The 20,421-nt window shown below is 69.6% G+C and carries 14 protein-coding genes; 6 read left to right on the forward strand and 8 right to left on the reverse strand.

The genetic code is table 11. The annotated features are described in order from the left end of the window. Positions 1-31 precede the first annotated feature (31 nt). The 6 genes from nirB to ACYVDK_RS09475 all read left to right on the forward strand — a co-directional run bounded on the left by nirB (position 32) and on the right by ACYVDK_RS09475 (position 9,917). The gene (gene nirB / locus ACYVDK_RS09450; RefSeq protein ID WP_460521022.1) at positions 32-2,677 is read left to right on the forward strand and encodes a nitrite reductase large subunit NirB; all 2,646 of its coding nucleotides are present in this window, start codon (positions 32-34) and stop codon (positions 2,675-2,677) included. Next, positions 2,674-3,411, forward strand: a complete 738-nt coding sequence (gene cobA, locus ACYVDK_RS09455) for a uroporphyrinogen-III C-methyltransferase (protein ID WP_460521024.1) — start codon at positions 2,674-2,676, stop codon at positions 3,409-3,411. The genes nirB and cobA overlap by 4 nt, the downstream gene beginning before the upstream one ends. Continuing rightward, entirely contained in the window at positions 3,408-4,544 is a 1,137-nt protein-coding gene (locus ACYVDK_RS09460; protein WP_460521026.1) for a uroporphyrinogen-III synthase, read from the forward strand. The genes cobA and ACYVDK_RS09460 overlap by 4 nt, the downstream gene beginning before the upstream one ends. 152 nt (positions 4,545-4,696) lie before the next feature. Continuing rightward, positions 4,697-6,118 carry an MFS transporter gene (locus ACYVDK_RS09465; RefSeq protein WP_460521028.1) on the forward strand — a complete coding sequence of 474 codons (1,422 nt, stop codon included), beginning with the start codon at positions 4,697-4,699 and terminating at the stop codon, positions 6,116-6,118. Next, entirely contained in the window at positions 6,118-7,782 is a 1,665-nt protein-coding gene (locus tag ACYVDK_RS09470; protein ID WP_460521030.1) for an NAD(P)/FAD-dependent oxidoreductase, read from the forward strand. Before ACYVDK_RS09465 ends, ACYVDK_RS09470 begins: the two co-directional genes overlap by 1 nt. Further along, positions 7,779-9,917: a molybdopterin oxidoreductase family protein gene (locus ACYVDK_RS09475; protein WP_460521032.1), complete on the forward strand. Its 2,139-nt coding sequence runs from the start codon at positions 7,779-7,781 to the stop codon at positions 9,915-9,917. Before ACYVDK_RS09470 ends, ACYVDK_RS09475 begins: the two co-directional genes overlap by 4 nt. A gap of 18 nt (positions 9,918-9,935) precedes the next feature. Here the strand turns inward: ACYVDK_RS09475 and ACYVDK_RS09480 are convergent, their stop codons facing one another. The 8 genes from ACYVDK_RS09480 to aroA form a co-directional block, all read right to left on the reverse strand. Beyond that, the gene (locus ACYVDK_RS09480) at positions 9,936-11,363 is read right to left on the reverse strand and encodes an outer membrane protein assembly factor BamB family protein (protein WP_460521034.1); all 1,428 of its coding nucleotides are present in this window, start codon (positions 11,361-11,363) and stop codon (positions 9,936-9,938) included. 109 nt (positions 11,364-11,472) lie between these two features. Beyond that, positions 11,473-12,123 (reverse strand): ribosome maturation factor RimM, encoded by a 651-nt coding sequence (gene rimM / locus ACYVDK_RS09485; RefSeq protein WP_460521036.1) that lies wholly within the window; start codon positions 12,121-12,123, stop codon positions 11,473-11,475. 6 nt (positions 12,124-12,129) lie between these two features. Then, on the reverse strand, positions 12,130-12,357 hold the full coding sequence (locus ACYVDK_RS09490) for an RNA-binding protein (protein WP_460521038.1): 228 nt from the start codon (positions 12,355-12,357) through the stop codon (positions 12,130-12,132). Positions 12,358-12,361: 4 nt separating this feature from the next. After that, positions 12,362-12,781 (reverse strand): 30S ribosomal protein S16, encoded by a 420-nt coding sequence (gene rpsP / locus ACYVDK_RS09495; RefSeq protein WP_460521040.1) that lies wholly within the window; start codon positions 12,779-12,781, stop codon positions 12,362-12,364. A 184-nt stretch (positions 12,782-12,965) separates the two neighbouring features. Further along, positions 12,966-15,068 carry an FAD-dependent oxidoreductase gene (locus tag ACYVDK_RS09500; protein ID WP_460521042.1) on the reverse strand — a complete coding sequence of 701 codons (2,103 nt, stop codon included), beginning with the start codon at positions 15,066-15,068 and terminating at the stop codon, positions 12,966-12,968. A gap of 17 nt (positions 15,069-15,085) precedes the next feature. Next, the gene (locus tag ACYVDK_RS09505; RefSeq protein WP_460521044.1) at positions 15,086-15,964 is read right to left on the reverse strand and encodes an SDR family oxidoreductase; all 879 of its coding nucleotides are present in this window, start codon (positions 15,962-15,964) and stop codon (positions 15,086-15,088) included. 101 nt (positions 15,965-16,065) lie between these two features. Continuing rightward, positions 16,066-17,262: an acyl-CoA dehydrogenase family protein gene (locus tag ACYVDK_RS09510; RefSeq protein ID WP_460521046.1), complete on the reverse strand. Its 1,197-nt coding sequence runs from the start codon at positions 17,260-17,262 to the stop codon at positions 16,066-16,068. Beyond that, positions 17,259-20,351, reverse strand: a complete 3,093-nt coding sequence (gene aroA, locus ACYVDK_RS09515; protein ID WP_460521048.1) for a 3-phosphoshikimate 1-carboxyvinyltransferase — start codon at positions 20,349-20,351, stop codon at positions 17,259-17,261. Before aroA ends, ACYVDK_RS09510 begins: the two co-directional genes overlap by 4 nt. Positions 20,352-20,421 lie beyond the last annotated feature (70 nt).

A 20,421-nucleotide genomic window follows, 5' to 3' on the forward strand; every position in this document is an offset into this window, starting at 1 on the left:
CCGCGACGGACCCGTCGGGAGGGGAATGCGCATGGCGCACGCAGACGCAACTGCAGACGAGACGCGGGACCGGCCGGCGCGGCGCGTCGTCGTGATCGGGGCTGGGCCCGCCGCGCACCGCCTGGTGGATGCCGTCGCCTCGCGCGACGAAACCGGTTCGGTTCACCTCACGGTCGTCGGCGAGGAGCCGCACCTGCCATATGATCGCGTCGCGCTCAGCCACCGGCTGCACGGGCCCGAGGACCTCACCCTGCAGCCGTCTGCGGTGTGGGATGACGCACGCGTGAGCCTGCGCACCGGAGTGCGGGCGACCTCCGTCGATCGTCGCGAACGCACCGTGTACACGGATGACGGTGCCCGTCTCCCGTACGACGATCTCGTGTTGGCCACCGGCTCGAGTGCGCCGGTTCCCGGAATCCGGGGCAGCGAGCACGCCCGCGTCTATCGCACGATAGACGACGTCGACGCGCTCGTGGCCGAGTGCGCGGGCCTGCGCGAACAGCTGGGACGTGCGCCGAAGGTGGTCGTCGCGGGAGGCGGTCTGCTCGGGCTGGAGGCGGCAGGAGGGCTGGCGCAGCTGGGAGTCGAGGCATCCGTCGTGCATTCGGGCGGCTGGCTGATGTCGGCCCAGCTCGACGAGGGCGCCGGACAGGCGCTCTCGCGGCTCATCGTGCAGCGCGGCATCCGCCTGCATCTCGGCACGCGGCCGCAGGAGCTCGTCGCGGACGAGGCGGGAGTGCACGCGGTCGAGCTCGCGAACGGGCAGAGAATCGACGCGGACGTCGTGGTCTTCGCCATCGGTGTGACGCCGCGCGACGAACTGGCAAGGCAGGCCGGACTCGAACTCGGGGAACGGGGCGGCGTCGCGATCGGGCCGGACTGCCGCAGCTCAGATCCGCACGTGTTCGCGATCGGCGAGGTGGCCAATGCGTTCGGGCGGTGCATCGGTCTGGTCGCCCCTGCCAACGCGATGGCGGAGACGGTCGCGGACCGGTTGCTCGGCGGCGACGCGGAGTTCACCACGATCGACGACGCGACCAGCCTCAAGCTCTCCGGGGTGGACGTGGCGAGCTTCGGCGACACGCTCGGCTCCACGCCTGCTGCCCTCGAGATCGTCTATGCGGATCCGGCTCGCGGCCTCTATCAGAAGATCGTCGTCACCCAGGATGCGAAGACGCTGCTCGGCGGTGTCTTCGTCGGCGACGCCGCACCGTACTCGGCGCTCCGCCCGCTGCTCGGACGCCAACTCGGGGCCGAGCCTGCCGCCTACCTCTCCGCCGGCGGCGAACTGCCTGAGGGGACCGCCCTGCCCGACGACGCGCTGGTGTGCTCGTGCAACAACGTCTCGGTCGCGGCCGTTCGCGGGGCGGTGCACGCGGGAGGCGACGACGGGACGGGATGCCACGACCTCGCCGCGCTGAAGGCATGCACGCGGGCGGGCACGCAGTGCGGTTCATGCGTTCCGCTCGTGAAGAAGCTGCTGGAGAAAGAACTCGCCTCCGCGGGAATCGCGGTGTCCACCGCGATGTGCGAGCACTTCCCGATGAGCCGCCAGGAACTGTTCGAGGGCGTGCGGATGCTCGGACTCGTCTCGTTCGACGACATCGTCGCGCGATTCGGCAGGGGCCGCGGCTGTGACATCTGCAAGCCGGCCGTAGCGTCCATGCTCGCCAGCCAGCACGGCGGATACATCCTCGACGGCGGCCGGGGCACCCTGCAGGACACGAACGACCGGGCCCTCGCCAACATGCAGAAGGACGGCAGCTACTCCGTCGTGCCGCGCATTCCCGGAGGCGAGATCACCCCGCAGAAGCTCGCCGTCATCGCGGCGGTGGCCGAGGAGTTCGACCTGTACACGAAGATCACCGGCGGCCAGCGCATCGACCTGTTCGGAGCGCGTCTGGATCAACTGCCCGACATCTGGCGCAAGCTCGTCGACGCCGGATTCGAGTCCGGCCAGGCGTACGGCAAGGCGCTGAGAAACGTGAAGAGCTGCGTAGGTTCCACCTGGTGCCGCTTCGGCGTGCAGGACTCGGTGGGAATGGCGATCCGTCTCGAACTGCGCTATCGCGGGCTGCGAGCACCGCACAAGTTGAAGTTCGGAGTCTCCGGATGCGCGCGAGAGTGTGCTGAGGCGCGCGGCAAGGACGTCGGCGTGATCGCCACCGCCGAGGGCTGGAATCTGTACATCGGCGGTAACGGCGGCATGCAACCGGCCCACGCTCAGCTGCTCGCGTCGGACCTCGACGACGACATGCTCATCAGATACATCGACCGCTATCTCGTGTACTACATCCGCACCGCCGACCGCCTGCAGCGCACGGCCCGTTGGATCGAGGACCTCGACGGCGGCCTCGAGCATGTGCGCAGCGTCGTCGTCGACGATGCTCTCGGCCTCGCCGACGAGCTGGAGTCGACCATGCGCAAGCACGTCGACGATTACGAGGACGAGTGGGCGGCCACCCTCGCCGACCCTGACCGGCTCAGACGCTTCCGCTCCTTCGTCAACGCACCCGATGCGCCGGACACCGGCATTCCCCGCGTGATCGAGCGCGAGCAGGCACGGCCCGCTCGAGCCGACGAGAGACTCGAAGCCGTCGCGTTGGGCATGCCCTCCATGCGAGACGTGGGCTCGGATACCGCGCCAAGGTCAGTCGGGAAAGGCCCTCGAACGTGAGCGGCCGTGCGCCCGACGCCGTGGGCGAGGTCACTCTTGTCGGCGGCGGCCCTGGCACCATCGATCTGATGACGGTCGCCGGCCTTGAAGCGCTGCACCGCGCCGACGTCGTGCTCTGTGACCGCCTGGCCCCGCACGAACGGCTTGCCGAGCTCGCCCCGGATGCACTGATCATCGACGTCGGCAAGCGCCCGGGCCATCACGCTGTTCCGCAGAGCGAGATCGAACGGATGCTCGTGCAGCACGCTCTCGGAGGATCCCGTGTCGTGCGGCTGAAGGGTGGCGACGCGTTCGTGTTGGGTCGGGGCGGCGAAGAGGTCGCAGCGTGCCGGAGGGCGGGTGTACCGGTGCGCGTGATCCCCGGGGTCACGAGCGCGACCGCCGTGCCGGCGGCTGCGGGCATCCCGCTGACCCACCGCGGCGTCAGCCACCTCTTCACGGTCGTGTCCGGCCACGCGCCACTCACCGACGACGAACACCGGCACCTCGCCGGACTCGGTGGAACGATCGTGGTCTTGATGGGCGTCGGAACATTGCCCGGCCTCGTCGCGGGGTTGGCGCGCCACGGGCTGGATGCCGGTACTCCCGTCGCGGCTGTCGAGCGCGGATTCGCGCCGGACCAGCGCATGACGATCTCCGACCTCGGCGGCATCGTGGCCGCCTCCGCCAGAGCCGGGGTGAGTTCTCCGGCAGTCATCGTGATCGGCGACGTCGTCCGGCTGGCCGCCGCATGACAGAGACCGCTCCCGCGCCCGGATTCCAGCCGGACCAGCTGCGCGGCTTCCGCATCGGGGTGACGAGCGACCGGCGCAGCGCCGACCTCATCGACGCGTTCGAGCGGCGCGGCGCACGGGTGATGCACGCACCGACGATCCACCTGGTGAACGCGGATGCCGACGACGCGGTCATCGCCGACACGAAGGCGGTGATCGAAGCGCAACCGCAGCTGCTGCTCGCAACGACGGCGTACGGCATCCGGCGCTGGTTCGAAGTGGCGGATGCCGCGGGGCTCGGAGAGTCGCTGGTGACGGCCCTGGCGGGAGCCGACATCCTCGTTCGCGGTCCGAAGGCGCGGGGCGGCGTGCGCGCTGCGGGATTCGACGACGCGGGAATGAGCGACGAAGAGACCACGGCATCGCTGGTCGATCGGGTGCTCGAGCGATACGAGTCGGCGCTCACGATCGTGGTTCAAGTGCACGGGAACACCGACGAGGCCCAGCTGGAACGGCTACGTCGGGCGGGTCACCGCGTGCTCACCGTCGCTCCGTACCGCTGGCGCGCTCCTGGCGCGGCGGACCGACGGGTGCAGCAACTCATCGAGGCGGCCTGCACCGACCAGCTCGACTGCATCACGTTCACCAGCGCACCCGCGGCCGAGGCGCTCCTGGACGCGGCGCACGAGCATCGGCGCCGCGAGGACCTGCTGGATGCCTTCACCGACCGAGTCATCCCGGCGGTGGTCGGACCGGTCACCGCGGCGCCCCTGATCGCGGCGGGCGTGCGGCCGATTCAGCCGGAGCGGTTCCGAATGGGTGCACTCGTGCGCCTTGTTTGCGAGGAGTTGGAGAGCCGCAGCGCACACGGCCTCACGACGCCTCACGGCGAGCTTCAGCTGCGCGGTACCGTCGTGCGGATCGGCGAGCGCGCGGTGTCGCTTTCGCCCGCGCAACTGGCTGTCTTCCGGCCGATCTTCCGCGCGGGCGGCGCCGTCGTGCCGCGCGACCGATTGTCGCGCATCCTCGTCGGTACCCCCGACGATCACGTTCTCGATATGGCGCTCAGCCGACTACGGTCGGCGCTCGGTGAACCGGGGCTCGTGTCGACGGTGGTCAAGCGCGGGTATCGCATCAACGTGCTGGATGTCTGACGCGCGGCCCCGCCGTTCCCGGTGACCTCACCGTGCAGTAACGCACAGGTGCGGACAACGTTCCGTCGCGGTTACCGCAGGTGCGATCCACCGAAACTGCGCCTTTCTAGCGTCAGTCGTATCGCGTTCCCCGACCGTCTCAGGAGGTCCCCATGACGGAAACGCTCGACGCAGACATCCCGGCGGGCAACCTGGCCGCCACGACTCGCTCCACCCTGACTCGGCGGCCGGGTCGTTGGATCGACGGCTGGAATCCGGAGAACGCGAGCCAATGGCGAAGCGGGGGCAGGGCGATCGCCCGCCGGAATCTCGGCTGGTCGGTGTTCGCGGAGTTCCTCGGTTTCGTGGTCTGGCAACTCTGGTCCATCGTGGTGGTGCTCCTCCCGGGCGCTGGTTTCCACCTGACGACGACCGAGAGTTTCTGGCTGATCTCACTGCCCAGCCTGGTCGGGGCGACGCTGCGCATCCCATACTCGTTCATGGTTCCGCTCGTCGGCGGGCGCAACTGGACCATCGTCTCGGCAGGCCTTCTTCTCGTCCCTGCCGTGGGTCTGGCGCTCGCCGTCAGTTCGCCGGCGACGCCGTTCTGGGCGCTCCTCACGGTCGCCGGGCTCGCCGGCTTCGGTGGCGGCAACTTCGCCAGCTCCATGTCGAACATCACGTTCTACTTCCCTCATGCGCAGAAGGGCTGGGCGCTCGGGCTGAACGCCGCAGGCGGCAACCTCGGGGCGGCCGTGGCACAGCTTCTCGTTCCGATCGCCGTCGCCCTGGCCGCCGGCGCAGGGCTGGCCTCCGACACCGGACTGGGAGTGGCCGGCTGGATCTGGGTTCCGCTGATCGCAGTCGCCATGATCGGCGCGTGGAAGGGGATGGACAACCTGTCGAGCGCCCGCAACGACTTCGGTGCATCGCTTGCCGCCCTGAAACAACCGCATCTTTGGCTGCTCGCGCTGCTCTACGTCGGCACATTCGGCTCGTTCATCGGCTTCTCCGGGGTGTTCCCCAAGCTGATCGTCGATCAGTTCCCCGCCTTCGCCACGATTCCGATCGGCCCGATCGCCGTGTCGCTGGCATTCCTCGGCGCGCTCGTCGGCTCCCTCGGCCGGCCGTACGGCGGCAGGCTCGCGGATCGCTTCGGCGGCGCGAGAGTGGCCGCCGGGTCATTCGCGGTGATGGGCGTCGTGGCGCTGTCGGTGGTGCTGACGCTGCCGCTCGGGTCGTTCTGGCTGTTCCTCGGCTGCTTCCTCGTGCTCTTCGCCGCCAGCGGCGTCGGCAACGGGGCGACGTACCGCATGATCCCCACCGTGTTCCTCGCAACGAGCGGTGCTACCTCGCCCGACGATCCTCGTGCGCAGGGTGCCCAGCGCCGGTCCGCGGCGGCGCTGGGCATCGTCTCCGCCATCGGCGCTTACGGCGGGTTCGTGATCCCGCAGATGCTGAGCGCGTCCGTGGTCGCGACGGGCGGATACGCATCCGCGTTCCTCGGCTTCGTGGGCGGCTACGCCCTGCTGCTGATTCTGACGCTCACCGTCTACGCCAGGCCCCGTGGACGCCTGGCTGGGCATCGCATCTGATGCGGGTGCTCATCGTCGGTGCGGGGCCGGTGGGCGCGCGGCTGGCCGAAGAGTTGCTCCCCGCCGTGCGTTCCGGGGACATCGCGCTGACGATCGTCGGCGCCGAGCCGCTCGCCGCATACAACCGGGTGCTGGTGGCCGAGCACGCCGTAGGGTCGGTCTCGCTCGACGACATGGTGCTGCAGGATGCCGACGGGCTCTCCTCTGCCGGCGTTGACATGCGACTCGGCGCTCGCGTGACCCGTGTGGACACCGCCACGCGTACGGCGACGGTCGACGACGGATCAGGCGCGTCTTCCAGGGTCGAGTACGACCGGGTCGTGTTCGCGACCGGCGCCCGGGCGAACATACCCAGTCTGAACGGCGTTCCGCGCGCGGGAGCGCGGGATGCGCTCGGGCGCTCGGTCCCACGACCCATCGGCGTCGATGACCGCCTGCCACGCGGAGTCACGGCGCTGCGGGATCTGGCGGATGCGGCGCGCGTGGCGGATGCCATCGGCCGGCGCGAGCGCATCGTCGTGCTCGGGGCAGGCGTTCTCGGTCTGGAGTTCGCCCTGCTCGCAGCGCGAGCGGGCTGTGAGACGCTGGTCGTACATCACGGTGAGATTCCGATGCCGCGCCACCTCGACCGAGGGGCAGGCCTCACTCTGGTGCAGTCGCTACGAGCGGCGGGCGTGACCGCGCTGCCGCACTCCCGCGCGGAGGCGATCGCGGTTCGGCACGAGCCGGCCGGAACGGGCATCACGGGCACCGACGCGAGCGATGCCGAGGCGCATTTCGACGCGCTCATCACCGCCGACGGCAAGCACGTGCACGGCGGCCTGCTGGTGCTCTCATGCGGCGTAGGTGCACGCACCGAACTCGCCGCACTGGCCGGTCTGCGAGTGGAGCGCGGCATCCTCGTCGATCGCACGCTGACGTCGTGGAGCGACCCGAACGTGCACGCCGTCGGCGACTGCGCACACGTTGCGGATCGCCCCGCCTGCGATCTCGGCGGCACCGTTGCGGGCGGCCCGAGCGGCCTCGTCGGGCCCGGCTGGCAGCAGGCCGACTGGCTGGGCGCGCGGCTGACGGCGGAGGCCCGCGGGCATCCGTTCGATCGACAGCCACCGACGCAACGGCCGGCGATCGTCATGCTCAAGGGCGAGAACGTCGAGTGCGTCGCGGTGGGCGACGTCTCGCCTGAGCCGTGGGACTGCGAACCGGAACGCGGCCGCAGCGTAGCGGTATGGGCCGATCCCGAGCACGGTGCCTACGTCAAAACGGTGACCGATCAGGGCGTGCTCACGGCGTTCGCCGCCGTAGGCATGCCTCGAACGGCCGCCGAGCTCACGCTGCTGTTCGAGCGCGGCGCCGAGCTGCCTGCCGACCGGTCGCTGATCTTGCGCTACGACGGTGTGGACCACGGCATTGCGGAGTCCGCGGAGATCGGTCCCGACGCGACAGTGTGCTGGTGCAACGGTGTCAGCGCCGCACGCATCACCGACGCCGCGGTCGCCGCCGGAGAAGATCGCGAGGGCGTGTGCACCGTTGCGGAGATCGGTGCCGCGACGCGTGCGGGCACGGGGTGCGGCGGGTGCCGCGGACGCATTCAGTCGATTCTCGACGCACTGGCCAGTGACGGCCTCACCGGCGACCGCACGGAAGCGAAGGTATCGGTGTGAGTGGCGCGGATCGAGTCGGCACAGCTCCAGCCCAGGCAGCGGCGCCTCCCGACCGCGGCACCCCGACGCACTGCCCGTACTGTGCGCTGCAGTGCGCGATGACGTTGAGCGCCCCGAAAGTGCGCGAGCCGGGAGGCCCGCTTCTCGAGGTCGCGGGCCGTGACTTTCCCACGAACGGCGGCGGCCTCTGCAAGAAGGGTTGGACGTCTGCCGTCGTCCTCGACGCGCCGGGCCGGCTGACCGAGCCGCTGATGCGCGACGCCCACGGACGACTCGTCCCGGTCTCGTGGGAGACCGCGCTGGATGCCGTCGCCGAGCGGATCGCGCGGGCGCAGGCATCCTTCGGGCGCGACGCTGTAGGTGTCTACGGTGGCGGCGGGCTGATGAACGAGAAGGCGTACCAGCTCGGCAAGTTCGCCAGGGCCGCGTTGGGCAGCTCGCGCATCGACTACAACGGGCGGTTCTGCATGTCGTCCGCTGCCGCGGCGGCGAATCGCGCGTTCGGCCTCGACCGCGGGCTGCCGTTCCCGGTGACCGACCTGGACTCCGCGCGCACCGTGCTCGTGCTCGGGTCGAACATGGCCGACACGATGCCGCCGTTCCTGCGCCACCTGCAGGGTGTGCGCGCGGCGGGCGGGCTCATCGTGGTGGATCCGCGTCGTTCCTCGACGGCGAAGCTCACCGCGGAGGGGGGCGGGGTGCATCTGGCTCCCGCTCCGGGAACCGACCTGGCGCTACTGCTCGGGCTTGCGCACATCGCGATCGCGGAGCGGCTGGTCGATGCCGCGTTCGTGGAGTCCCGGACGACCGGATACGCTGCCGTGCGCCGCAGCGTCGCCGGGTGGTGGCCTGAGCGCACCCAGGCGGTCACGGGCGTGCCCGCCGAGCGGCTGCGCGCGCTTGTCCGGCGGCTAGCGGAGGGCGACGCCTATATCCTCACCGGCCGCGGAGTCGAGCAGCACGCCGACGGCACGGACACGGCGACAGCAGCGATCAACCTCGCCCTGCTCCTGGGGCTGCCGGGCCGTGCCGGAAGCGGCTACGGCACGATGACCGGCCAGGGCAACGGTCAGGGCGGGCGTGAACACGGTCAGAAGGCGGACCAGCTGCCCGGCTACCGGTCGATCACCGATCCGGATGCCCGCGCCCACGTCGCGTCGGTCTGGGGCGTCGACGCCGACGAGCTCCCTGGGCCGGGTGTGCCGGCCGTGCAGCTGCTGGAGACCGCCGGCGCACCGGATGGCGTGCGCTGTCTCCTGGTGCACGGCGCCAATCCTGTGGTGTCGGCACCGAACGCCGGGGTCGTGCGCGAGGCGTTCGACCGGCTCGACACGCTCGTCGTGTGCGATTTCGTGCTCAGCGAGACGGCCGAGCGAGCGCACATCGTGCTGCCTGTCACGCAGTGGGCCGAGGAGGAAGGCACGATGACGAACCTGGAGGGCCGGGTGCTGCGTCGTCGGCGAGCCGTCGACCCTCCTGGACAGGCCAGGAGCGAGCTGTGGATCCTCGCCGAACTCGCCGGGCGCCTTGCGCCGCAGGTGCCGTTCGACACGGACCCGGAGACCGTCTTCGCTGAGCTGGCACGGGCATCCGCGGGCGGCAAGGCCGACTATTCGGGCATCGGCTACCGGATGCTCGAAAACGGCCGGTCCGTGCACTGGCCGTTCCCGGCGGAGGGCGCGTCGACACCGCGCCCGTTCCTTGACCGGTTCTGGCACGAGGACGGACGCGCCCGCTTCGTGGCGGTGCAGCACAGACCGGGAGTCGAAGTACCGCGCGGAGTCGACGAGCTGTGGCTGGTGACCGGACGGCTGCTCGAGCACTACCAGTCCGGTGCGCAGACCAGACGTGTGCCCGAGCTGATGACGGCGCGCCCGCGCCTCGTGGCCGTGCTGCATCCCGCCGTTGCGGCCGCGCGGGGCCTGGGCCCCGGCGATCTCGCTGTCATCGAGAACGCCAGGGGGCGGGTGACGGCTCCCGTCGAGCTGGATGCGGGCATCCGAGCCGACACGGTGTTCCTGCCGTTCCACTTTCCCGGTGCGGACAGCGCGAACCTGCTGACCAGCGACAAGGTCGACCCGGTATCGGGGATGCCGGAGTTCAAGACGACGGTGGTGACGGTGTCGCGGGCGTGAGCATGCGACACGGCCTCCTCATCCGCCGAAGGCGATGACGCCGGTGCGGGTGCCGAGGAAGAGCATCCCGCCGGCGAACGACGGTGTCGCGAACGTGGGCAGTGGCCCCGTAGCGAGCGTCTGCCGGCGAGTGCCCGAACTCGCCGTGTACCCGTGCAGGCCTCCGGCCGGGTACTGAGCAGCCCAGACCGTGTCCCCGACCACGATGGGCGCACCGTTCGCGCCGGGCAGCCGCGAGCCGAGCATCCGCTTGGCGAGGTCGATGACCTGGATGCCGCCGCCGCGACATGGCACGAACAACATCTTCGTCGTGGGGTCGTAGGCGGGGCCGCCGTCGGGGTCGCTGCTGCAGACGCCACGGATCGTCGCGACGCGGCCGAGGTCGGATGCCCGCAGCAGGTATCCGGCATCCGTCTTGCCGACCGCGAACACTTCGCCGCCGGGCAGCAGAACCGGATTGCCGGTGGCGAGGTCTTCGTCGCCGCTCGCCGTCGGGTCTTTGAACGAGGCGAGCACCTTCAGACCCGGCGAGAGCTTCACGACGCTCTCGGTGTATTCGAACCGGTCCCGCCCCGGTGGAAAGGGGTTGGCGTTGCCGGTGGTGACGTAGACGCTGCCGTCCCCGCCGATCGCGGGTGCGCCACCGGAGAGCCAGATCGCCCCTCCCTCGCCGTCGCGGGCGACTTCGAAGCTCACGAGGTCGCCGGGCTTGGTCTCCGACGCCCCCACGAGCCAGCCGTGGTAGCTGCCGCAGTCTCCGATGTTGCCGCCATACCCGATGTAGACGCGGCCGCTGCCGATCGCGAGCCCGGCGCGCTGCAGCAGATGGATGCTCTGCTCCCCGGCGGGCAGCGGCGGATCCACGTTCTCGGTGAGCAGCTCACGTCCGGTATCGATGGCCAGGCCCACCAGCCGGTGATGCACCGAGCCGCCGTTGGCGACCTCGCCGACGGCGAACACCTCGCCGAGTTCGGCGTCGATCGCGAGTGTGGAGGTGATTCCGAGCGGGTCGATGTTGCCGCATCCCGCCCGCCCGCCGACGTTCGTGAGCGGTGTGCCGAGGCGATGCGACCAGAGCCGGCGGCCTGTGCTTCGGTTCAGCGCGACCACGTCATCGGACTCGGTGCCGACGATGACCGTGTCGCCGAGCACTACGGGTTGCCCGTAGACCGCTGCTCCCAGCTCGGCCGTCCACACCCTCCGTGCCGGGTCCGGCACGGAACCGGCAACCTCCGCGGTCCGCGCCTGGTCGGCGTGGTAGCCGGCCCAGAGCGGCGAGGTGCCCGGTGTTGCGGATGGTGTTGCGGGTGGTGTCGCCACCGGTCCGGTCGCCTGCACCGTCGGCCGAAAGGTCGCCGGTGCGTGCGTCGCGCCGCCTGTGCATGCTGTGAGTGCGAACACCGCGCCGCAGGCGATCGCGACGCGAAGCATCCGTCGCCGTCGCATGCCCTCAGTCTCCCCTGCCGAAGCCGCGAAGCCGGAGTGGTCTCGGGCCGCCGGCGAATCCCGGATTGTGCGTCCGCGAGAACGACGGAGCTTCCGGGTGCGCCCGGTGCTACTCCGAGGAACCTTCCGCGCCGGAAGCCGGTCGTCCGTCGGACTCCGCGTCCGACTCCCTGTCGGGCGCCCCCGCACCCGGCACACCTTCTTCGTCGTCAGGCAGGTCCTCGAACAACCCGGGCGGCGGCGTCACCGTGACGGTGCCGGCCTTGACGTCCACCCCGGGCACGATCGCGGAGACGAACGGCACGAGAACCTCGCCGCCTCGCGTCGTGACCGCGAGCAGATCTTGAGCGGGCAGGTGGTCGACCCTGGCGATCGTGCCGACCTCTACGCCGTCGCGCAGCACGCGCAGGCCGACGAGTTGGTGGTCGTACCAGGCATCCTCTTCGACCGTGTCGTCCTGATCGACCCACAGGATCGCCTTGATGAGCGTTTCGGCCTCCGAGCGGTCGGTGACGCCCTCGAAGAACCCGACCGGATGCGAGTTGTACCAACGCAACTCGGTCAGACGGATGGTCTTGCCGTGCCACTTGGATCCGGTGGGCACCTGCAACGAGAACTCGGCACCCGGCACGAAACGCCGCTCGGGATCATCCGTGTAGAGCTCGAGCTTGATGGCCCCTTTGAGACCGTGGGCCTTGGTCAGTCTGCCGACGCGAAGCTGCTGCCTCGGCTGTTTCGGCTCGGTTTGCTTGCCGCTCACCGTTCGTCAGTCGATGAGGTCGACACGCACGCGACGGCCGTCGGCCAGCGCGTTCACAACAGTGCGGAGCGCCTTCGCCGTGCGGCCGGAGCGACCGATCACCCGGCCGAGGTCCTCGGGGTTCACACGAACCTCGAGGACCTCGCCGCGCGATGACTCCTTCGCCACGACATGCACGTCGTCGGGGTGGTCGACGATTCCCTCGACCAGGTGCTGCAGAGCAGGAGCGAGCAAGGTCTTACGCCTCGGTCGTCTCGTCGGCGGGCGCGTCAGCCTCAGTGGCCGGCGCAGCCTTCGGCGCCGGCTTCTCGCTCTTCGGCTTGAGAACCGGCTTCTTCTTCTCGTCGGCGACGAACGCGACCTTCGGCTCGCGCACCTTGACCGTGCTCGTGGCGTTCTTGTCGCCCTTGAACTTGCCCCAGTCGCCCGTGAGCTTCAGGATGGCCAGCACCTGCTCGGTCGGCTGCGCGCCGACGCCGAGCCAGTACTGGGCGCGGTCGGAGTCGACCTCGATGAACGAGGGCTCCTCGGTCGGGTGGTACTTGCCGATCTCCTCGATCACTCGACCATCGCGCTTGGTGCGCGAGTCGGCGACGACGATGCGGTAGTACGGGGCACGGATCTTTCCGAGCCGCTTGAGGCGGATCTTGACAGCCACTTTTCTCCAGAGTTTTTCGTGTTTCAGGCGAACTGACTGCCGAGGGCGTGGGGCACACGCGGCAGGAGGTCTGATGAGTGAGTCTTCCCACGAAAGATAGAGGGTCGTTCCGTGAGAACTCGACTGACCATTCTTGCAGATTCCGCGCCCCGACCGATAATCGCATTCTCGCGGGCATGTGGTCTCAGGGCGCGATGCGGCGCGCTGCCGCCAGTCCCTCGGTCGTCGCCCGCACGGCGTCGACGCGCGAGGCATCCCTCGCACCGCCGACCACCTCGTGACGGATGCCTCGCGACTCCAACTCTCCTCGCAGCGGGTCGTGGGATTCCTGACCTGCGCATACCACGACGGTCGCCGCCGGAACGAGCTCCGCCGTCCCGTCGTCGTTCTCGATCTCCACGCCGTCCGGTGTGATGCGACGATAGGAGAGCCCGCTCAGCATTCGCACGCCGGCATCGCGCAAAGCGCCCAGCACCACCCATCTCGCGGTGATCCCGATGCCCTGCCCGAACTTGCCCGACCGGCGCAGCACGGTCACTTCGCCTCCCGGGCGCACGGGCAGGGAGGGGTTGCGATTCGCCCACTGCCCTCGACGCTCCTCGAGAAGGTCGACCGGCCACGGCAGACCGAACCGCGGGCCGAATTCCGCGGCGCGCTCACGGGCATCCGCCGGCTCCACGAGCATCGTGGCGACGTCGACTCCGATTCCGCCGCCGCCGATCACCGCCACGGGGCCCACAGGTACGCCGTAGCGGATCGCCTGCTCGTAATCCATGACGTGCGGAAGGTCGACGCCGGGCAGATCTATCCGCCGCGGACGCACACCGGAGGCGATGACGACCCCGTCGAAGGCCGCGAGCCGATCGGCGGTGGCGATCGTCGACGTGGCGACGACGGCTCCCAGCCGACCGAGTTCGACTGCCACCGACCGTGGCGTGGCAGCGTAATCCTCCTTGCCTGGAATGCGCGCGGCCAGCGCGAACTGGCCGCCGAGCGAATCCGCGGCTTCGAACAGCACAACCGCGTGGCCGCGCCGGGCGAGGTCGAGTGCTGCCGCCATGCCCGCCGGGCCCCCGCCGACCACGGCGACGCGGGCCCTCATACGGCTCGCGGCGATCGGGAATTCGCTCTCCCGACCGGCTCGCGGGTTCACCAGGCACGACACCGGCTCGAAGACGAGCGAGCGGTCGATGCACGCCTGGTCGCATCCGATGCAGGTGTTCACCGCGGCGAAGTCGCCCGCCCTGGATCGCTCGATCAGCAGCGGGTCGGCGAGGAACGGCCGGGCGAGCGCCACCGCGTCGACGGTGCCGCGCCGCAGCACCTGCTCCACGTCGCGCAGATCGGTGAAACGGTTGCTGGCGATCACCGCGGTCGGCCGCGGCTGACGGTCGGCCGCAGCGAGCGCCGCCGAGACGCGTTCGGCCGCAGCCAGCCACGCACCGTGCGGAACGGATGCCTGCACCGTCGGCACACGGGACTCGTGCCAGCCGATGCCGACACTGATCCCATCCGCACCGTTCGCTGCCAGCCGCACGGCCAGTCGCGCGTACTGGTCGGGCGAGGGAGCGCCCGGCATGAGGTCGTCGCCGGAGATCCGAACCATCACCGGGAGCTCCCGCACGGCGTCGCGCACGGCACGGACCACCTCGATCGCGAACCGTTCGCGGCGTTCCTGGTCGCCACCCCACTCGTCGTCGCGGAGGTTGGTGATGGACGAGCAGAACTGGTTGATCAGATAGCCCTCGGAAGCCATGACCTCCACGGCGTCGAACCCGATCCGTCTCGCGGTCGTCGCGGCGGTCGCGAACTGCCCAATGATCCCCTCGATCTGTGGGCCGGTGAGCTCGCGCGGCACCGCGCCCCTCGCCGCAGCCCACGGCACGGGCGACGGCGCCACCGACTGCACAGCGGCGCCCGCGTCGTCGGCCAGCCCGCTCAGCACGGCGTAGCGGCCGGCATGGAACAGCTGTGCACTGACGGCGCCGCCGGCCTCGTGTACAGCGTTCACCGCGAATGCGAGGCGCTGCTGCACCGCCGGATCGGAGAGCACGACGTAGTCGGGACCGCCGCGCCCCTCAGGCGAAATCGCCAGCCCGCCGGTGACGATCAGAGACGCCCCGCCCGCGATCCGCTCGCGGTAGAACGCCGCGAGAGAAGCGCCTCCGTCGTCCCGCGCTTCCAATCCGGTGTGCATGCTGCCCACGACGACGCGGTGCGGCAGCCGCAGGGAGCCCAACGACCACGGGGTGAACGTGCTTACGAGCAGATCGGCCGGGGCGGGCATCCGTCGGTCGCCGAGTTCTACCGGTCCGCCGACCGCGACGGCACGCCCTGACCGGCGGCATCCTCCGATCCGTACACCGCGGCGCGCAGATCGCCGCTGGTGTCGGCCCAGAACGGCGGCGCGACCACGGTGAGGCCGCCGTCGACCGTGATGACCTGCCCTGTGATGTAACCCGCATGCGCGCCAAGCAGGAACTCGACCGCCGAGGCCATGTCATCCGCCGTTCCCGGCCGGCCGAGCGGCACCTTCTCGATCACACTCGACATCGGCGCCATGCCTGGCACGCGCTGGTAGAAGTATTCGAGCGAGTCGGTGTCGATGAGACCGCCGTTCACCGCGTTGACCGTGATGTCGCGCGGACCGAACTCCGCAGCCATGAACTTCACATACGACTCGACCGCGGCCTTCGCCGCGCCCAGGGACGCGTACGTGGGGAACGCGCGCAACGATCCGTAGCTGGTCAGCGCGACGATTCGTCCGCCGTCGGTCATGAGCTGCGACGCGCGCTGCCCGCCGAGCACGAACGAGCGCACGTTCATGGCCCAGGTGCGGTCCAGGTGGTGCAACTTGAGCTCCGCGACGGGCTTGAACGCGCTGGCCGCGGCGTTGGCGACGAACCCGTCGAGGCGGCCATACTCCGCGCGCACCTTCTCGAACAGCGCATCGATATCGTCGGGCTCCTCGATGTTCGCCTGCACGGCGATTCCGCCACCGCCGGCCGCGCGGGCCTCTCGCACGACGCCCTCGGCGAGCTCGGCGTTCGTCTTGTAGTTCACCACCACGTGCTCGCCTCGCGCGGCGAGCTTCAGTGCCAGCACCCGGCCGATGCCGCGCGAGCTTCCGGTGATGAGGGTGACGCGGGGGGATGCGTCGGTGTCGGTCGGGGCGGACGTCATGGGCGAAGGTGCTCCTGTTCTGGTCTGTTCTGTTCTGTTCGTTCTGGGACGGTGTCGTGACGGCGAGTGCTGCGGCGAGCGCGAGCGGTCGGATCAGGCCGTCACACCTGCCCGGTCAGCACGGCGCGGCCGACGACGAGCTTCTGGATCTCGTTGGTGCCCTCCTCGAAGCGCTGCGCACGAGCATCCCGATACACGCGTTCGATCGGGTTGCGCTTCCAGTAGCCCTGGCCGCCATGAATCTGCAACGCCTTATCGGTCACCCGGGTCAGCATGTCGACGGCGACCATCTTGCAGGCGCTGGAGAGCACTCCCGCCTCAGGGTCGTCGTTCTCGTACGCGCGCGCGGCCTCGAGCACGAGGGCCCTTGCCGCACGGATGTCCGCGAAGTTCTCAGCGAGCAGGAACTGCACCGCCTGCCGTTGGCTAAGCTTCTTGCCGAACGTCTCGCGGCGCTGCGCGTACTGCACGGCCAGCTCCTGCGCCCGCTCCGCCAAGCCGATGCAACTCATTGCGACGGAGACGCGGCTCGGCAGCAGGAACCCGCCGAGCATGACCTCGAGCCCTTGATCTTCCTCGCCGACCCGGTTCGACACCGGCACCGGGGTGTCGTGGAAGCGCAGGATGGCGTGATCGGTGCCGTGCACCCCCATCGTCTCGGAGTCGTCGATCACCTCCGCGCCGGGCAGACCGGTGTTCGGCACCATGAGCGCCACGACGCCGTGCTTGCCGCTGGAGCCTTCCAGTCGCGCCGCCAGCAACCACCAGTCGCACTTCACGCCGAAGGTGATGAGGTGCTTCTCACCGTTCAAGAGGTAGGTGTCGCCCTCGCGGCGCACCGTGGTGTGGATGTCGGCACCGGTCCCGCCCGTCGCCTCGGTCAACGTGAAGGCTACGAGCTTACACCCGGCCACCGACGGCACGACGAACTCCGCGCGCTGCTCCTCGGTCATGTAGGGGTCCATTGCGCGCCAGGTGCCGTTGATCACGTGCACGAGCATGCGGATGGAGGCGTGCGAGCGGGAGAAGATCTCCATCAACTCCAGATATTGGGGGAACGGGATGCCTCGCCCCCCGAGCCGCTGCGGAGCCGCGAGCGAGAGATAGCCATGATCACGCAATTCGCCGAACAGCTCCGGCGGGAGGGCGCCAGCGGCCTCGATCCGCTCCGCGAAGGCTTCACCTGGGCCGGTGACCCACTCCGTGATCTCGCGCTTGAGGTCGGCGAAGCCACCCTCCGCGACCTGGCTCGTGACGGTCTCCTGTTCGGCGTACTCCGTGCCGGCGACCTGGCTCATGCATTCTCCTTCCGGTGCGGCGCGTCTTCGGCGACGAGGGCCGCCGCCTGTTCGCGCAGCAGGTTCTTCTGGATCTTCCCCACCACGTTGCGGGGCAGCGCGGCGATGTGCTCGATACGTTCGGGCCAGTAGTACTTCGACGTGCCCGCCCGACCGAGATAATCCTGCACCTCGGCAAGAGTCAGGGGCGAACCGCCGGCAGCCGGCACGACGAACGCGCAAGCCCGCTCCCCCAGCCGCGGATCGGGCATCGCCACGATGGCGACGTCGGTGACCTTCGGATGCTGGTACAGCAGGTTCTCGATCTCGACGACCGGGATCTTCTCGCCGCCGCGATTGATCACATCCTTGACGCGGCCGGTGATGTGCAGGAAACCGGCCGTGTCGAGGTAGGCGAGATCGCCTGTGCGGTACCACCCGTCGTCGGTGAAGACGTCCGAGGTCAGGTCGAAGCGGTCGAGGTATCCGTCGAACACGGTCGGCGAGCGCAGCTCGTAATTGCCCTCGACGCCTGCCTCCACGGGCCGGCCCTGGTCGTCGACGATGCGCACGTCGACGCCGAACAGGGCGCGGCCGTCGCTGCCCCAGGCATCTTCCGCCTTGTCATCGGTGCCGGCCAGTGTTCCGAGGCACGTCTCGGTGGTGCCGAACGCGCCCAGCACTCGGGTGCCGAGTACCTCGGTGGCGCGTTGCGAGAGTGCTCGCGGGACCGCCGCGCCGGTCGCCACGAAGATTCGCAGGCTGCTCGGCTTGGGCTCGCCCGCCTCGACGAGCGTGAGCAGGTCGGACAGGAACGGCGTGGCCGCCTGCACGAACGTGGCACGACCCTCTCCGAACGCTCGCTCCAGCGCGACGCGGCCGTCCCAGATGGGCTGGATGACGACGGCGACCTTCAGCCGCCACGCGAGCAGCATTCCGTACAGGAACCCGGTCTGGTGGGCCAGCGGCGACGGTACGTAGATGCGGTCGTCGTGTGTGAGACCGAGGTGGCGCACCTCCATGGCGGTCGCCAATCCCAGGCTGCGGTATGTGTGCTGCACACCCTTGGGCTCACCTGTGGTGCCGGAGGTGAACAGCAGCTGGCAGTAGTCGTCGATCCGGGGCGCCACGCGGGCGAGCACGTCCTTGTCGACGGTCACGGCCGCCAGGGCGGCGTCGTAGTACCGCCAGTTCCAGTCCGTGGTTCTGGCGTCGTCGAGCGCGTCGTTCGGCATCGGCGTCATCTCCACCGAGGCGTCGGCCCCGCGCCTGTTCTCGCTGCGCAGCACAACCACGTGCTCGACCGACAGGCGCCTGCCCCGCGTCTCCGCCTCGCCGATCGTGGCCAGCAGTTCCACGACGGGCTGCCTGCCACGGAAGTAGTTCGGCAGGAACACCACGCGGGCCCGCGAACGACTGAGCGTCATCGACGTCTCGCGCGGACCGAACACCGGCATGATCGGCGTCACGATGGCACCGACCTGCATGATGCCCAGCGCGATCGCGACGAACTCGCTCCAGTTCGGCAGCTGTACGGCAACTGGCTCACCGCGGCGAACACCCATCTCCAGCAGCAGCGCGGAGACCTTGTCGGCCTCCTCACCGAGCTCGCGCCACGTGAGCGAGGTCAGACGGCCGTTCGCCTCGAACACGGCCGGAGCGTCCGGCTCGGTCGCCCTGGCCTCGGCGACGGCCTCGGTGAGCAGTAGCGGCTCGGCGAGCGATCCGAGCGAGGCCGCCACGTCGTTGGCCGTCGCCGCGTGCTCCTCCTGTTCGTCTTCGACGGGGCGGGTGCCGACATCCATGTGCAGTCCTATGCCGTTCATCTCGTCGAGGAACATCGGATACGAAATTCGATACGCGTGCGGGTACGTGAGCGTGGACTCCCCCTCGGCCCGGGTGGCCGCCACGGCCAACGCCATCAGCACGCGATGGTCGTTGAACGACGACATCGAGGCACCCGTCAACGAGTCGACGCCCGTGATCCGCAATTCGTCGGGACTCTGCTCGAGGCGGCCGCCCATGCGGTTCAGCTGCAGCATCGCCGCCACTCGGTCGGACTCCTTGAGCCTGATGTGCTTCACGTTGTGCAGGCGCGACGTGCCGTCGGCGAATGTGGCAAGCGTCGACAACACCGGCAACAGGTCGGGGATCGGCCCGCAGTCGACGTCGATCGGCTTGAGCGCCAGACCCTCGTGGGCGATCCGCACGAAGCCGGTCTTCTGATCGACGGTCATCGGCACCCCCATCTCGGCGGCGAGGTCGAGGAACTCGGCTTCCGGATGATCCGTCTCGGCGGCGCGTGTCGCCGAAAGTCCGCGCAGCAGCACGTCGCCCGGGTGCAGGGCGGCCGCCGCGATGCCGAACGCCGCTGAGCCGATGTCCGGCGGGATGCGGTACTCGGTGGGCCGCGCTGCCTGCCCGGCGGGAACGCGGTAGGTGAGCCAGTCGTCGGAGACCTCCACGCGCAGCCCGAACATACGCATCATGCGGACGGTCAGGTCGACGTAGGGCTGCTCGTTGAGGTGGCCGCCCGTGACGTGGATCGTCGTGTCGTTCTGCGCGAACGGTGCGAGCAGCAGTAGCCCGCTCAGCCACTGTGACAGCGTTCCAGCGATCGAGACGTCTCCCCCGAGCGGCGGGTGCGGCTGCACGGTGATCGGCGGGCAGTCATCCGTACCCTGAAGCTGCACGCCCATCTGCCGAAGCGAGTCGAGCAGTGCCTTGATGGGACGGCGCTGGAAGTACTTCATGCCGGTGAGCGTCATCGGGCGGTCCGCCAGCGATGCGAGGCCGACCATGAAGTACAGCGTCGTACCACTGGAGCCCACGTTGAGCACGCCCTCCGGGCCGCTCGATCCCCGCTCCACGACGTCGGACGCGCGGTACCTGCCGCCGTGCACGATGTACGAGTCGCCGTCGATGTCGATACGCGTGCCGAGCGCCCGCAGAACACTCACCGTCCACTCGATCTGACGCGTCGCCGACAAGCCCTTCACGACACTTGTGCCCTCTGCCAGCGACGCCAGCACGAGGGCACGATGTGCGTGATATTTCGAAACGGGGATATCGAGTTCGTTCTCCAGCCGATCGCGGGTTCCTTGCACCATCAGTCGCATATATCGCTCTCCCGTTCCGTTCGCACCAGGTCGGCTCCTCCCCCTGTCGCGACCGTGCGAC

The sequence above is a fragment of the Humibacter antri genome (genome assembly GCF_054777235.1).

Coding starts and splice junctions, on each gene's coding strand:
- nirB (WP_460521022.1), top strand. CDS start 32: ATGGCGCACGCAGACGCAACTGCAGACGAGACGCGGGACCGGCCGGCG.
- ACYVDK_RS09460 (WP_460521026.1), top strand. CDS start 3,408: ATGACAGAGACCGCTCCCGCGCCCGGATTCCAGCCGGACCAGCTGCGC.
- ACYVDK_RS09465 (WP_460521028.1), top strand. CDS start 4,697: ATGACGGAAACGCTCGACGCAGACATCCCGGCGGGCAACCTGGCCGCC.
- ACYVDK_RS09470 (WP_460521030.1), top strand. CDS start 6,118: ATGCGGGTGCTCATCGTCGGTGCGGGGCCGGTGGGCGCGCGGCTGGCC.
- ACYVDK_RS09480 (WP_460521034.1), bottom strand. CDS start 11,363: ATGCGACGGCGACGGATGCTTCGCGTCGCGATCGCCTGCGGCGCGGTG.
- ACYVDK_RS09500 (WP_460521042.1), bottom strand. CDS start 15,068: ATGCCCGCCCCGGCCGATCTGCTCGTAAGCACGTTCACCCCGTGGTCG.
- ACYVDK_RS09505 (WP_460521044.1), bottom strand. CDS start 15,964: ATGACGTCCGCCCCGACCGACACCGACGCATCCCCCCGCGTCACCCTC.
- ACYVDK_RS09510 (WP_460521046.1), bottom strand. CDS start 17,262: ATGAGCCAGGTCGCCGGCACGGAGTACGCCGAACAGGAGACCGTCACG.
- aroA (WP_460521048.1), bottom strand. CDS start 20,351: ATGGTGCAAGGAACCCGCGATCGGCTGGAGAACGAACTCGATATCCCC.